The following is a 14,650-nucleotide window of genomic DNA, read 5'->3' as shown; positions in this document are numbered from 1 at the left end:
GCGCGTTCGCGCGGGGCCTTGTCTGCCGGCGTCTCCACCTCTCACCCAGGAATACCCAGCGTGAAATTGAAGACTCTCGTCGCCGGCCTCGTGGCCGGTATCGCCCTCAATCTTTCCGGCGGCGCGGCCGAAGCGGCCTGCATCAGCAATCCTCCGGCCCAGTCCAACGCGTCGTTTCCGAGCGCACTGACCGGCAAGCTCGTCTATCACAGCTACGTCAAGTACGGCGACGGCACGAGCCAGCTGTTCCTCTACGACTTCTCGGCCCATACGCTGACGCAACTGAGCAAGAGCGCGTGGGGCATCACCGATCCGATGAACGGCGTGTTCAGCCCCGACGGCAAGTGGCTCGCGTTCATGGGCATCAGCAACGGCGCATGGAACGTGTTCATGCTGCAGCTCGGCGCCGGCACGCCGCCCGTCAACCTGACGAACAGCACGGGCGCCACGCGCAACGAGGATCCGAAGTTCAGCGCCGACGGCAAGACGCTCGTGTTCAAGCAGAACGGCGACGTCAAGCAGGCGACGCTGTCGTACACGAGCGCGGGCCCGGTGTTCACGTCGGTCGTGAGCCTGACGAACGCGCCGGCCGGCGCCGAATACTCGATGCCGTATCTCGCGCCCGATTCGAGCGCCGTGTACTACGCGACGGGCACCGGCGCGAACATGGGGCTGATGAAGCGCACGCTCGCGACCGGCGCGACCGCGACGTTCGACAATCCGGCCGGGCTGCAGACGTACTACCCGATCGTGCGTGCGGACGGCATGGTGTTCTACGCGCGCTGGAAAGACAGCGGCCAGGCCGACCAGATCTATACGAAGACCGCGGATCCGGCGTCGACGCCGAACGCGCTGCCGATCAACGACTGCGTGAGCAACAACTCCGATCCGGCGCCGGTGAACGGCACGAACTACGTGTTCTTCTCGTCGACGACGGCGGGCGGCTATCAGCTCTACGTCGGTGACGTGACGACCGGCCAGCGCTGGAGCCTGTCGCAATTCGGCGTGAACGCGGACACGACGAAGGCCAAGCTCGGGTCGAGCTATTACGGCGGCCCGGCCGCCGCGCAGCCGACGCTGCTGTCGCAGGGGCGCCCGGCTGCCGCGTCGGCGAGCTACAACGCGTCGCTCACGCCGGACAAGGCGTTCGACGGCAACACGACGGGCACGCGCTGGGATTCGCCGGAAGGCGCCGGTGTCGGTTCGCAATGGATCTCAGTGGATCTCGGTTCCGTGAAGACCATCAACGGCGTCGATCTGTACTGGGATGCGGGCGCGCGCGTTTATCAGATCCAGACATCGAACGACAACGTCAACTGGACGACGATCTATTCGACGAGCAACGGCGTGGCGTGGGGTCATGTCGCGATCCCGAATCTCAACGGCAGCGGTCGTTACGTGCGGATGCTCGGCACGCAGCGCGCGACGCAGTGGGGTTACTCGCTCTACGAAATGCAGGTGTGGGGGTATTGAGCGTCCAGCGCAAACGAAAAAGCGACCCGACGGGTCGCTTTTTTTACGTCATGCGATGCAGGCGTCACGCATGCATCGCGAGCGACGCCGGGAAGGCCGAACCCACGCCGCCCACCCCCTGCGCGAGCGGCGCGACCTGCTTGCGGCGTTCGCGGGTCGGCGCGACGCCGAACGCGTCGCGATAGCTCTTGCTGAAATGGCACGCCGACTGGAACCCGCACGCCATCGTGATGTGCATGATCGACATGTCGGTCTGCAGCAGCAGTTCGCGCGCGCGGCGCAGCCGCAGCGTCAGGTAGTAGTGGGTCGGCGTCATGCCGAGGTGTTCGCGGAACAGGCGCTGCAGTTGCCGCTGCGACATGTTCGCGAGCCGAGCGAGTTCCTCGCGCGACAGCGGCTCCTCGATGTTGTTCTCCATCAGCGAGATCACTTCGAACAGCGACTTGTTCGCCGAGCCGAGGCGCGCGACGAGCGGCATGCGTTGCTGCGCGCTCGTGTCGCGCACGTGTTCGACGATGAACTGCTCGGCGATCTGCGTGACGCGCGCGGTGCCCACGCGCGCGGCGATCAGGTTCAGCATCATGTCGAGCGGCGCGACGCCGCCCGTGCACGTGATGCGGTCGCGGTCGATCACGAACAGTTCCTTCAGGAAGCGCGTGTCCGGAAACTCTTCCTTCAGCGCCGACATGTTCTCCCAGTGGATCGCGCACGCGTAGCCCGCGAGCAGCCCCGACTTCGCGAGTGCATAGGTGCCCGTGCACAGGCTGCCGAGCGGGATGCCCGCGCGTGCGAAGCGGCGCAGCGTCGACAGATGGGCGGGCGTGGTCGCGCGCTGCACGTCGACGCCGCCGCACACGAACACGATGTCGGGCTGCCCCACGCATTCGGCCGGGCCCGTATCGACCGTCAGGCCGTTGCTCGCGGTGACCGGGCCGCCGTCCGGGCTGATGACCGACCAGCGGTAGAGCGGCTGGCCGCTCAGGTAGTTCGCCATCCGAAGCACCTCGATCGCATTGGTGAACGCGATCATCGTGAAATTCGGTAACGGCATGAACGCGAAGTGGGACAGCGACGCTGTGCGGTCGGGCGACATGGGGAGCTTCCTGAAATCTCTAATAGCTATAGGCCCGGGGCACGGATCGGGCTGCGGTATTGTGTGAGCCAGCGCAACAAGCGTGCCATACGGCTAAACCCTAGCTCCATACGTTGATTTGGCTCAAACGCGTTGCTGCACTGCACCGAATCCGTGACCGGCTGCACCCGCCGCGGGCGGCGGCGGCACCGCGGCAGTGCCTGCCGGCCGTTGCCGCGCTGCGGCGGCGCTGCTTGGCGATCCGAAAAAGCACGACCGGTCACTTGTATAAAACGGACGCGGATGGCGGAAAAGGCAAAGAACGCGTCTAAATTCATCAATCCGCCGAAAATCCGAACGACAAGAATAGAGCCGTCGGCAGCCTTGTACGGGACGAGCGGGAAACCCAGGCACGGCGGGCCTCAAGCATTGATTGCCGCCCACTATTCTTCGTCACGGACGCACTATGTCGAACACCCAGCCTTTCTTCTCGCAGTCCCTTGCCGAGCGCGACGCGCCGGTGCGCAGCGCCATCCTGAAGGAACTCGAGCGTCAGCAGTCGCAGGTCGAGCTGATCGCGTCGGAAAACATCGTGTCGCGTGCCGTGCTCGAGGCGCAGGGTTCGGTGCTGACCAACAAGTACGCGGAAGGCTATCCCGGCAAGCGCTACTACGGCGGCTGCGAGTTCGCGGACGAAGTCGAGGCGCTGGCGATCGAGCGCGTCAAGCAGATCTTCAATGCCGGCTACGCGAACGTGCAGCCGCACTCGGGCGCGCAGGCGAACGGTTCGGTGATGCTCGCGCTGGCCAAGCCGGGCGACACGGTGCTCGGCATGTCGCTGGACGCGGGCGGCCACCTGACGCACGGCGCGAAGCCGGCGCTGTCGGGCAAGTGGTTCAACGCGGTCCAGTACGGCGTGAACCGCGACACGATGCTGATCGACTACGACCAGGTCGAAGCGCTCGCGCACGAACACAAGCCGAACCTGATCATCGCCGGCTTCTCGGCGTACCCGCGCGCGCTCGACTTCGCGCGCTTCCGCGCGATCGCCGACAGCGTCGGCGCGAAGCTGATGGTCGACATGGCGCACATCGCCGGCGTGATCGCCGCGGGCCGCCACGCGAACCCGGTCGAGCATGCGCACGTCGTCACGTCGACCACCCACAAGACGCTGCGCGGCCCGCGCGGCGGCTTCGTGCTGACCAACGACGAGGACATCGCGAAGAAGATCAACTCGGCCGTGTTCCCCGGCCTGCAGGGCGGCCCGCTGATGCACGTGATCGCCGGCAAGGCGGTGGCGTTCGGCGAAGTGCTGCATGCGGACTTCAAGACCTACATCGACAACGTGCTCGCGAACGCGCAGGCACTCGGCGAAGTGCTGAAGGCAGGCGGCGTCGATCTCGTCACCGGCGGCACCGACAACCACCTGCTGCTGGTCGACCTGCGCCCGAAGGGCCTGAAGGGCGCGCCGGTCGAACAGGCGCTGGAGCGCGCGGGCATCACCTGCAACAAGAACGGCATTCCGTTCGACACCGAGAAGCCGACCGTCACGTCGGGCATCCGCCTCGGCACGCCGGCCGGCACGACGCGCGGCTTCGGCGTCGCGGAATTCCGCGAGGTGGGCCGCCTGATCCTGGAAGTGTTCGACGCGCTGCGCGCGAACCCGGAAGGCGACCACGCCACCGAACAGCGCGTGCGCCGCGAGATCTTCGCGTTGTGCGAACGCTTCCCGATCTACTGATCCGACCGACCCGACAATACTGGAGCCACTCATGAGCACGCTGCATCAAGACAGCATCATCATCGACGGTCTGAACATCTCGAAGTTCGAGAAGCCGGTGTTCGAAGACATGCGCCGTGGCGGCATCACGGCCGCGAACTGCACGGTGTCGGTCTGGGAGAACTTCACGAAGACCGTCGACAACATCGGCGTGATGAAGAAGAAGATCCGCGACAACAGCGAGCTTCTGACGCTGGTGCGCACGACGGAAGACATCTTCCGCGCGAAGAAGGAAGACAAGACCGGCGTGATCCTCGGTTTCCAGAACGCGCATGCGTTCGAGGACAACATCGGCTACATCGAGGCGTTCGCCGACATGGGCGTACGCGTCGTGCAGCTCTGCTACAACACGCAGAACCTGGTCGGCACCGGTTGCTACGAGCGTGACGGCGGCCTGTCGGACTTCGGCCGCGAAGTGATCACCGAGATGAACCGCGTCGGCATCATGGTCGACCTGTCGCACGTGGGCGGCAACACGTCGTCGGAAGCGATCGCGTTCTCGAAGAAGCCGGTGTGCTATTCGCACTGCCTGCCGTCGGGCCTGAAGGAGCACCCGCGCAACAAGAGCGACGAACAGCTGAAGGAGATCGCCGACGCGGGCGGCTTCGTCGGCGTGACGATGTTCGCGCCGTTCCTGAAGCGCGGGATCGAGGCGAACATCGACGACTACATCGAGGCGATCGACTACGTCGTGAACCTGATCGGCGAGGACGCGGTCGGCATCGGCACGGATTTCACGCAGGACTATGCGAAGGAATTCTTCGACATGCTGACGCATGACAAGGGCCGCTATCGCCAGCTGACGAATTTCGGCAAGGTGATCAACCCGGACGGCATCCGCACGATCGGCGAATTCCCGAACCTGACCGCCGCGATGGAACGCCACGGCTGGAAGGAGTCGCGCATCCGCAAGATCATGGGCGAGAACTGGGTGCGCGTGTTCAAGGACGTGTGGGGCGCGTAAGCGCCGCGCACGCCGCACCGCCTCACCCGCAGCAACTCAACAACAAGAATCGGGACGTGCCCGCGCAAGCCGCGCGGGCGCGCGGACGATGTCGCGCCTGCGCGCCGAGCCGCGCGGCCAATTTCCTCACGGAGTCACCACGATGCAACCGCAACTGCCGATCAACGTCGATCCCGATACCGGCGTCTGGACCACCGACGCGCTGCCGATGCTGTACGTGCCGCGTCACTTCTTCACGAACAACCACGTCGCGGTCGAGGAAGCGCTCGGCGTCGAAGCGTATGCCGAAATTCTCTACAAGGCCGGCTACAAGTCCGCTTACCACTGGTGCGACAAGGAAGCCAGGCTGCACGGCCTGACCGGCATGGCCGTGTTCGAGCACTACCTGAAGCGCCTGTCGCAGCGCGGCTGGGGCCTGTTCTCGATCATCGAGGCCGATCCGGCCGGCGCGCGCGCGCGAAGATCGAGCTGCGCCACTCGTCGTTCGTGCTCCAGCAGCCGGGCAAGGAAGGCAAGCTCTGCTACATGTTCGCGGGCTGGTTCGCCGGCGCGATGGACTGGGTCAACGACACGACGCCGGAAGGCAAGGGCGCACCGCGTGCGCAATCGAAGGAAGTGCAGTGCGCGGCCGAGCATCACGACCACTGCGTCTTCGAAGTGTCGCCGATCGCGCACTGATGCACTGATTCACCGCTACAGAACAACACCCGCAACACGAGACATTCGAACGCCAGAGGTCGCCAGCGATGCGTTATCCCCACCTGTTCAAACCCATGCAGCTGAACCAGCTGACGCTGCGCAACCGGATCGTCAGCACCGCGCATGCGGAGGTGTATGCCGAGCCGGGCGGCCTGCCGGGCGACCGCTATATCCGCTATTACGAAGAGAAGGCGAAGGGTGGCGTCGGCCTCGCGATCTGTGGCGGGTCGAGCCCGGTGTCGATCGACAGCCCGCAGGGCTGGTGGAAATCGGTGAACCTGTCGACCGACAAGATCATCGATCCGCTCACGCGCCTTGCCGACACGATGCACAAGCACGGCGCGAAGATCATGATCCAGGCGACGCACATGGGCCGCCGCTCGTCGTTCCACGGCGAGCACTGGCCGCACCTGATGTCGCCGTCGGGCGTGCGCGAACCCGTGCACCGCGGCAACGCGAAGATCATCGAGATCGAGGAAATCCGCCGCATCATCGGCGATTTCGCGGCGGCCGCGAAGCGCGTGCAGGCCGCGGGCATGGACGGCATCGAGATTTCGGCCGCCCACCAGCACCTGATCGACCAGTTCTGGAGCAAGCGTTCGAACCACCGCACCGACGAATGGGGCGGCAGCCTGGAGAACCGCCTGCGCTTCGGCATCGAGGTGCTGACGGCCGTGCGCGAGGCGGTCGGCAAGGATTTCTGCGTCGGCCTGCGCATGTGCGGCGACGAATTCCACGAGGACGGCCTCGATCACGAAGCGCTGAAGGAAATCGCGCAGGCGATGTCGGAGACGGGCCTGATCGACTACCTGAGCGTGGTCGGCTCGGGCGGCGATACGCACAACACGATCGCCAACTGCATGCCGCCGATGGCGCTGCCGCCGGAGCCGTTCGTGCACCTCGCGGCCGGTATCAAGTCGGTCGTGAAGATTCCGGTGATGCACGCGCAGAGCATCCGCGACGCAGGCCAGGCCGAGCGCCTGCTCGCGACCGGCATGATCGACCTGGTCGGCATGACGCGCGCGCAGATCGCCGATCCGCACATGGTGATCAAGATCCGCGACGGTCGCGAAGACGAAATCAAGCAGTGCGTCGGCGCGAACTACTGCATCGACCGCCAGTACAACGGCCTCGACGTGCTGTGCATCCAGAACGCGGCGACGTCGCGCGAAGCGACGATGCCGCACATCATCGAGAAGTCGCGCGGCCCGAAGCGCAAGGTCGTGGTGGTCGGCGCGGGCCCGGCGGGCCTCGAGGCCGCACGCGTCGCGAAGCTGCGCGGCCACGACGTCGTGCTGTTCGAGAAGAACGCCGAAGTGGGCGGCCAGGTGATGATCGCCGCGAAGGCGCCGCAGCGCGAACAGATGTCGGGGATCATCCGCTGGTTCGACATGGAAACGAAGCGCCTCGGCGTCGATCGCCGCCTCGGCGTGGCCGCCGACGAGAAGACGATCATGGCCGAGAAGCCGGACATCGTCGTGCTCGCGACGGGCGGGTCGAGCTTCACGTGGCAGGTGCCGGGCTGGGGCGTGGCCGAGGGCCTCGCCGTCAGCTCGTGGGACATCCTGACCGGCAAGGTCGAGCCTAAGCAGAACGTGCTGCTGTTCGACGGCGTGAGCACGCATGCCGGCGCGGGCGTGGCCGACTTCATGGCGAGCCGCGGCTCGAAGGTCGAGGTCGTCACGCCGGACGTGAAGGTCGCCGACGACTGCGGCGGCACGACGTTCCCGATCTTCTATCGCCGCCTGTATGCGTTCGGCGTGATCCCGACGCCGAACACGATGCTCGATCGCGTCTATGAAGAGGACGGCAAGCTGATCGCCGTGCTGCGCAACGAGTACACGGAAGAACTGGAGGAGCGCGCGGTCGACCAGGTGGTGATCGAGAACGGTTCGTCGCCGAACGACGAACTGTACTGGAAGCTCAAGCCGGAATCGGTGAACCGCGGCCAGATCGATCCGCACACGCTGTTCGCGGCCGAGCCGCAGCCGTGCCTGTCGGAAGAACTCGGCAACGGCCGTTTCCTGCTGTTCCGTGTCGGCGACTGCATCTCGATGCACAACGTCCACGGTGCGATCTACGACTCGCTGCGTCTCGTGAAGGATTTCTAAAAGATGAACCCGTCCTTCCTCATTACCGCCCTGTTGTGGCTGTCGGTGGCGGGGCTCGCGTTCGCGGTCGCGAAGCGCTCGTCCTACTGGCGGCTCGGCCGCGCCACGGCGCCCGGCGCGTTCGGCGTCGCGAACCTGTTCGCGATTCCGAAACGTTATTTCGTCGACCTGCACCACGTGGTCGCCCGCGATCCGTACATCGCGAAGACCCACGTCGCGACGGCCGGCGGCGCGATCGGCGCGCTCGCGCTGGTGTTCATCAACTACGGCCTCGCGATCTACTCGCCGTGGCTCGACAAGCTGATCTTCCTCGCGGCGCTCGCGATGCTGGTCGGTGCGGTGTTCGTGTGGCGCCGGCGCGCGGCGAAGGAGGACGTGCCCGCACGGTTGTCGAAAGGCCCGTGGAATACGCTGCCCTGGCTGCTCGGCTCGTTCGCGCTCGGCCTCGTGCTGTTCATGCTGGTGCCGACCGGTGCGATGTCGGGCGCGTTCGCGGTGCTCTGCGCGCTGCTGATCGGCATCGGCGCATTCACGATGACGGTCGGCGCCGCGAAGGGCGGCCCGATGAAGCATGCGATCGCCGGCCTGCTGCACCTCGCGTTCCACCCGCGCCAGGAACGCTTCGCGGCCACCCGCGAATCGTTCACGGGCAACGGCACGGCCACGCCGCCGACCGCGCTGAAGCTGCCGGACATCGAGCATCAGGAGTACGGCGTCGAGAAGCCGGTCGAATTCCGCTGGAACCAGCTGCTGAGCTTCGATGCATGTGTGCAGTGCGGCAAGTGCGAAGCCGCGTGCCCCGCGTTCGCGTCGGGCCAGCCGCTGAACCCGAAGAAGCTGATCCAGGATCTCGTCGTCGGGATGGCGGGCGGCACCGATGCGGCATACGCGGGCAGCCCGTCGCCGGGCCTCGCGGTCGGCCAGCATCGCGGCGAGCCGAACGGCCCGATCGTGTCGGGCCTGATCGAGGAGCAGACGCTGTGGTCGTGCACGACCTGCCGCGCGTGCGTGCAGGAATGTCCGATGCTGATCGAGCACGTCGATGCGATCGTCGACATGCGCCGCAACCGCACGCTCGTGCACGGCACGGTGCCGGGCAAGGGCCAGGAAGTGCTCGCGAACCTGCGCGAGACGGGCACGATGGGCGGCTACGACACGGCCGCGCGCTACGACTGGTCGGTCGACCTGAGCGCGCCCGTCGCGCAGCCCGGCAAGCCGGTCGACGTGCTGTTCGTCGCGGGCGAAGGCGCATTCGACATGCGCTACCAGCGCACGCTGCGCGCGTTCGTGAAGGTACTGAACAAGGCGGGCGTCGACTACGCGGTGCTCGGCTCTCGACCGAAACCGACACGGGCGACGTCGCACGCCGGCTCGGCGACGAAGCGACGTTCCAGCAGATGGCGAAGCGCCTGATCGGCACGCTCGGCACGCTGTCGTACAAGCAGATCGTGACGGCCGACCCGCACGTGATGCACAGCCTGCGCAACGAATACCGTGCGCTCGGGCTGCGTGTGACGGTCAAGCATCACACGACGTATCTCGCCGAACTGGCCGACAGCGGCAAGATCGCGCCGAAGGCCGTCGAGGCGCTGCAGGACAAGCGCACCACGTATCACGACCCGTGCTATCTCGGCCGCTACAACGGCGAGACGGAAGCGCCGCGCAAGCTGCTGAAGACGATCGGCATCCAGGTCGTCGAGATGGAGCGCAACGGCATGCGCGGACGCTGCTGCGGCGGTGGCGGCGGTGCGCCGCTGACCGACATCCCCGGCAAGCAGCGCATTCCCGACATCCGCATCGCCGACGCGCGCACGATCGGCGCGGACGTGGTCGCGGTTGCCTGCCCGAACTGCACGGCGATGCTCGAAGGCGTCGTGGGCCCGCGCCCCGACGTGCTCGACGTGGCCGAACTCGTCGCCGCCTCGCTGGAATCGATGAACACGATCAAACGAATCGATCCGCGCCGGCCGTTCATCATCACGGCCGCCGGCCTGAAGCGCATCACGCTCGGCGAGGAAGGCAGCGCCGATGCGAGCGCCGCGCACTGGTCCGCGCATGGTCATGGCGCGGCGGCCGCGAAGCCGCGCCGCGCGGTGCAGGATCCGAAGCACGTGATGCTGGTGGTCGCGCACGGTGAACGCGGCGCGCTCGACGATCATTCGCGGCAGGCGATCGCCGCCGCCGCATTGCTCGCCGACGCGCAGACCGAAGTCGCGCTGCTCGCGTTCGGCGAACTGAAGGACGACGTGGCCGAACTGGGCGTCGACAAGCTGCTCGAGTTGACCGCCTTCGATCGCCGCACGTTCGATCCTGAAAGCGAACTGCAAGCATTGCAGGCCTGCGTGGCCGCACTCGCGCCGAAACACGTGTTCGTGCCCGACAACGCGACGGGCGACGGCGATCTCGGCCGGCGCTACGCGGCAGCGGCCGGCGCGAGCGTCGCGACCCACGTCGTCGAGATCGACGCGAAGCATGTCGGCGCGTATGCGCAGGCCGGGCGCGCCTTTGCCACCCGTGCGCTGCCCGACGTGATCCTGCTCGCGCAGAACGCGGTCGACGCTAAGCTGCCGTTCGTCGGCGCGGGCGAGCGTCTCGCCGCCGACTTCATCCGCCCGGCGCACGACGCCGCGCAGCCGTATCGCGATCTCGGCCTCGACGAAATCGACGCGGCCCAGGTCGCGCTCGAGGAAGCCGATTTCATCGTGTCGGCCGGCAACGGCGTATCCGACATCGGCGCGTTCGAGCGGCTGGCCGGCGTGTTCGGCGCGGCGATCGGCGCGAGCCGCGTTGCGGTCGACAACGGTCACTTCACGCGCGACAAGCAGGTCGGCGCGACCGGCAAGACGGTCGAGGCGAGCGTATACATCGCGTTCGGGATCTCGGGCGCGGTGCAGCACCTGCAGGGGATCAAGGACTGCCGCCACGTGATCGCGGTGAACCTCGACGGCAGCGCGCCGATCGCGAAGCGCGCGAACCTGACGGTGGTGGGCGATGCGCAGGCGACGATCGCCGCGCTGATCGAACAGGTGCAGGCCGCGCGCGCCGCGCGTGGCGAATCGCCGGCCGCGGTCGGCACCCGTGAACCGGAAGGAGTCGCCGCATGAACGCCCCCCGCCCCTTGCAACGCATCGCGGTGCTCGTGTCCGTCGGCCGTCATCCGGTCAGCGGCGTTCGCGCGCTACAGCCGCAACGACGCGGCCGCGCTCGAAACCGGCCGCCAGCTCGCGGAGCGGCATCGCGCGAAGCTCGACGTAATCCATGCGGGCGATCCCGCGAACGCGGCGCTTGCCGAATATCTCGCGCTCGGCGCACGGGAGGTCGAGGTGCTGGCCTGCCGCGATGGCGACGATGCCGTGCATGCACTCGCCGCGCGTATCGACGGCTACGACCTCGTGCTGACCGGCACGCGCGCCGAGGGCGCGTACGACACCGGCATGCTGCCGTACCGCATCGCAGCAGCGCTCGGCTATCCGCTGGTCGGCTCGGCCGTCGACGTGACGGTCGAGGGCGGTCGTGCGGCGGTCCGGCAATTTTTGCCGAAGGGGCTGCGGCGGCGCGTGGACGCCGCCCTGCCGGCCGTCGTCGCCGTCCATCCGCTCGCGAATGCCGAGCCGCGTTATGCGTATGCACGGCTGCGCGCCGGCGCGATCCGGCCCGCGCTCGCGGCGCCCGGCGCGGACGCCGACGCGGCCGCGTGGACGGTCGGCCCGGTCGAGCGTAAACCCGTCAAGCTGGTCGCCGCCGAGAAGCGCTCCGGGCATGCCCGGATGCTGTCCGCGACGACGACCGAAAGCCGTGGCGGCAACGTCGTAAATGAAGGGAGTTCGGTCGAAAAAGCACAAGTGATCCTCGCGTATTTGCGCGAGCATCAGCTCATCGACTACTGATTTTGATGCCTGTCGGCAAGAACCCAGGGATGCAAGGAATCCGGAGCAAACGATGAAAGTATCGGCAGACATTCGTGCATTGATCGAGCGGCGCAAGGAAGGTTACAGCCTCGAAGCGCCGTTCTATACGAGCGAGGACATCTTCGCGCTCGACATGGAGGCGATTTTCCGCCAGCACTGGATCCAGGTGGCGATCGAGCCGGACATTCCCGAGCCGGGCGACTACGTGACCGTGGAGCTGGGGAGCGATTCGATCCTGATCGTGCGCGACGACGACATGGCGATCCGCGCGTTCCACAACGTGTGCCGTCACCGCGGCGCGCGCCTGTGCAACGAGGACAAGGGCTCGGTCGGCAACATCGTGTGCCCGTATCACAGCTGGACCTACAACCTGACGGGCCAGCTGATGTTCGCCGAGCACATGGGCGAGAAGTTCGACCGCTGCAAGCACAGCCTGAAGTCGGTCCACGTCGAGAACCTCGCGGGCCTGATCTTCATCTGCCTCGCCGACGAGCCGCCGGCCGATTTCGCGCAGCTGCGCGCCGAGATGGAGCCGTACCTGCTGCCGCACGACCTGCCGAACACGAAGATCGCCGCGCAGATCGACATCATCGAGGAAGGCAACTGGAAGCTCACGATGGAGAACAACCGCGAGTGCTATCACTGCGTCGCGAACCATCCGGAGCTCACCATCTCGCTGTACGAATACGGTTTCGGCTACCAGCGTTCCGACGCCAACGCCGAAGGCATGGATGCGTTTGCGGAAACCTGCGTGCGGCGCGGCAAGGAGTGGGCCGAGATGGGCCTGCCGTCCGCCGAGATCGAGAAGCTGCTCGACGTGACGGGTTTCCGCACGCAGCGCCTGCCGCTCGATCGCCACGGCGAATCGCAGACGCTCGATGCGAAGGTCGCGTCGAAGAAGCTGCTCGGCGGCTTCGACAAGGCCGACCTCGGCGGGCTGTCGTTCTGGACGCAGCCGAACTCGTGGCACCACTTCATGAGCGATCACATCGTGACGTTCTCGGTGATCCCGCTGTCGGCCGGCAAGACGCTCGTGCGCACGAAGTGGCTCGTGCACAAGGACGCGAAGGAAGGCATCGACTACGACGTGAAGAACCTCACGGCCGTGTGGAACGCAACCAACGACCAGGATCGCGCGCTCGTCGAATTCTCGCAGCGCGGCGCGACCAGCAGCGCGTACGAGCCGGGCCCGTATTCGCCGTTCACGGAAGGTCTCGTCGAAAAATTCTCGGCCTGGTACATCGGCCGGCTCGCCGAAAAAACCGGCGAATAGTATCGAGCAGCGTACAAGCGGAGTCACTGATGAAACAACCCCCACGCTCACTTCGTTCGCTGCCCCCCAAGGCGGCGGTCAGCCACATTGGGGCGGCCCTGCGGAGGCTGACATGATGCGAGATGCAGCCAACTTCGAGCCGGCGGACAGCCGGGTGACGCGCCCGGCGTTCTGGAACGCCCTTCCCGAGCGCTGGACGAGCGACGTCGAGGAAACGCTGGTGTGTTGCCACGTGCGGCAGGAAACGCACGACGTGAAGAGTTTCTTCTTCCGTTCGCCGCAGGGCCGCTCGTTCTCGTTCGAGCCCGGGCAGTTCCTCACGCTCGAACTCGACATCGACGGCGAAACGATCAACCGCTGCTACACGATCTCGTCGTCGCCCGCGCGGCCGCACACGGTGTCGATCACGGTGAAGCGCGTGCCGGGCGGCAAGGTGTCGAACTGGCTGCATGACAACCTGCAGCCGGGCGCGCCGGTGCGCGTGCTCGGCCCGGCCGGCGAATTCACGTGCGCACGGCATCCGGCGCGCAAGTACCTGTTCCTGTCGGCGGGCTCGGGCGTCACGCCGCTGATGTCGATGAGCCGCGCGCACCACGATCTCGCGGAGGATCGCGACATCCTGTTCGTGCACAGCGCACGCACGCCGGACGACATCATCTTCGCGCGCGAGCTCGACCTGATCGCGTCAAACCACACGAATTTCCGCACGTCGTTCGTCGTCGAGCGTGTCGGCGCGCGCACCAACTGGCCGGGCGTCACGGGCTTCCTGACGCTGCCGCTGCTGAAGCTGATCGCCCCGGATTTCATGGAGCGCGAGATCTTCACCTGCGGCCCCGCGCCGTACATGAAGGCCGTGCGCGACCTGCTCGACGAAGCCGGCTTCGATCGCAAGCAATATCACGAGGAGAGCTTCTCGTTCGAAACGCTCGCGCAGACCGCAAGCGACGAACTGGCGGCCGACCTTGCGCCCGCCACGAACGGCGACGGCACGGGCAGCGACAAGGCGGCGACACAGTTCACCGTCAGCTTCGCAAAGAGCAATCGCGAGATTTCATGCGGCTCGGAGCAGCACGTGCTGGATGCGGCACGCCAGTCCGGCGTGCGGCTGCCGGCCTCGTGCACGCAGGGCATGTGCGGCACCTGCAAGGTGAAGCTCGTGTCGGGGCAGGTTGAGATGAAGCACAACGGCGGCATCCGCCAGCGCGAGATCGACCAGGGGATGGTGCTGCTGTGCTGCAGCAAGCCGCTGTCGGATCTCGTGATCGACAAGTAGCCGCCGGCGTCGCAACTGGACAAGCGCGCGTCGGAAAACAACGATACCGCGGATTTGTGGTTGAAGAACCTAGAGAGGCATGGGGGCATTCGCGCCC

Annotated in this window: 8 protein-coding genes and 3 pseudogenes; 10 read left to right on the top strand and 1 reads right to left on the bottom strand. The window is 66.5% G+C overall.

Features of this window, described 5'->3' with window-relative positions:
- Window positions 1-60: 60 nt before the first annotated feature.
- Window positions 61-1,473 carry a discoidin domain-containing protein gene (locus WT26_RS32070; RefSeq protein ID WP_069274820.1) on the top strand — a complete coding sequence of 471 codons (1,413 nt, stop codon included), beginning with the start codon at window positions 61-63 and terminating at the stop codon, window positions 1,471-1,473.
- Between the two features lie 64 nt (window positions 1,474-1,537).
- On the opposite strand, the gene WT26_RS32065 is transcribed toward WT26_RS32070, so the two are convergent.
- A complete protein-coding gene (locus tag WT26_RS32065; RefSeq protein WP_069274819.1) occupies window positions 1,538-2,566 on the bottom strand; it encodes a GlxA family transcriptional regulator in 1,029 nt (342 codons plus the stop codon).
- A gap of 445 nt (window positions 2,567-3,011) precedes the next feature.
- Here WT26_RS32065 and WT26_RS32060 point away from each other — a divergent pair, with 445 nt between their 5' ends.
- The 9 genes and pseudogenes from WT26_RS32060 (at window position 3,012) to WT26_RS32020 (ending at window position 14,553) form a co-directional block, all read left to right on the top strand.
- Window positions 3,012-4,286 carry a serine hydroxymethyltransferase gene (locus tag WT26_RS32060; RefSeq protein WP_048026434.1) on the top strand — a complete coding sequence of 425 codons (1,275 nt, stop codon included), beginning with the start codon at window positions 3,012-3,014 and terminating at the stop codon, window positions 4,284-4,286.
- Window positions 4,287-4,317: 31 nt separating this feature from the next.
- The gene (locus tag WT26_RS32055) at window positions 4,318-5,289 is read left to right on the top strand and encodes a dipeptidase (protein ID WP_021160631.1); all 972 of its coding nucleotides are present in this window, start codon (window positions 4,318-4,320) and stop codon (window positions 5,287-5,289) included.
- Between the two features lie 142 nt (window positions 5,290-5,431).
- Window positions 5,432-5,967: pseudogene (locus tag WT26_RS32050) on the top strand (DUF5943 domain-containing protein).
- 68 nt (window positions 5,968-6,035) lie between these two features.
- Window positions 6,036-8,099: an NADH:flavin oxidoreductase gene (locus WT26_RS32045; RefSeq protein WP_069274818.1), complete on the top strand. Its 2,064-nt coding sequence runs from the start codon at window positions 6,036-6,038 to the stop codon at window positions 8,097-8,099.
- Window positions 8,100-8,102: 3 nt separating this feature from the next.
- Window positions 8,103-10,030, top strand: a pseudogene (locus WT26_RS32040) ((Fe-S)-binding protein); the annotation flags it as partial.
- Window positions 10,031-10,033: 3 nt separating this feature from the next.
- Window positions 10,034-11,203 (top strand): electron transfer flavoprotein subunit alpha/FixB family protein, encoded by a 1,170-nt coding sequence (locus WT26_RS32035; RefSeq protein WP_059525207.1) that lies wholly within the window; start codon window positions 10,034-10,036, stop codon window positions 11,201-11,203.
- Window positions 11,200-11,986, top strand: a pseudogene (locus tag WT26_RS32030) (electron transfer flavoprotein subunit beta/FixA family protein). The gene WT26_RS32035 and the pseudogene WT26_RS32030 overlap by 4 nt, the downstream one beginning before the upstream one ends.
- Window positions 11,987-12,038: 52 nt before the next feature.
- Complete coding sequence (locus tag WT26_RS32025; protein WP_059730759.1) at window positions 12,039-13,280, top strand: aromatic ring-hydroxylating oxygenase subunit alpha; 1,242 nt, start codon at window positions 12,039-12,041, stop codon at window positions 13,278-13,280.
- A 112-nt stretch (window positions 13,281-13,392) separates the two neighbouring features.
- Window positions 13,393-14,553 (top strand): hybrid-cluster NAD(P)-dependent oxidoreductase, encoded by a 1,161-nt coding sequence (locus tag WT26_RS32020; protein WP_069274817.1) that lies wholly within the window; start codon window positions 13,393-13,395, stop codon window positions 14,551-14,553.
- Window positions 14,554-14,650 lie beyond the last annotated feature (97 nt).

It is taken from the genome of Burkholderia cepacia (assembly GCF_001718835.1).
Classification (GTDB): domain Bacteria; phylum Pseudomonadota; class Gammaproteobacteria; order Burkholderiales; family Burkholderiaceae; genus Burkholderia; species Burkholderia cepacia_F.
The sequence above is the reverse complement of the archived record's forward strand: the minus strand, read 5'-3'. Positions and strand labels throughout refer to the sequence as shown.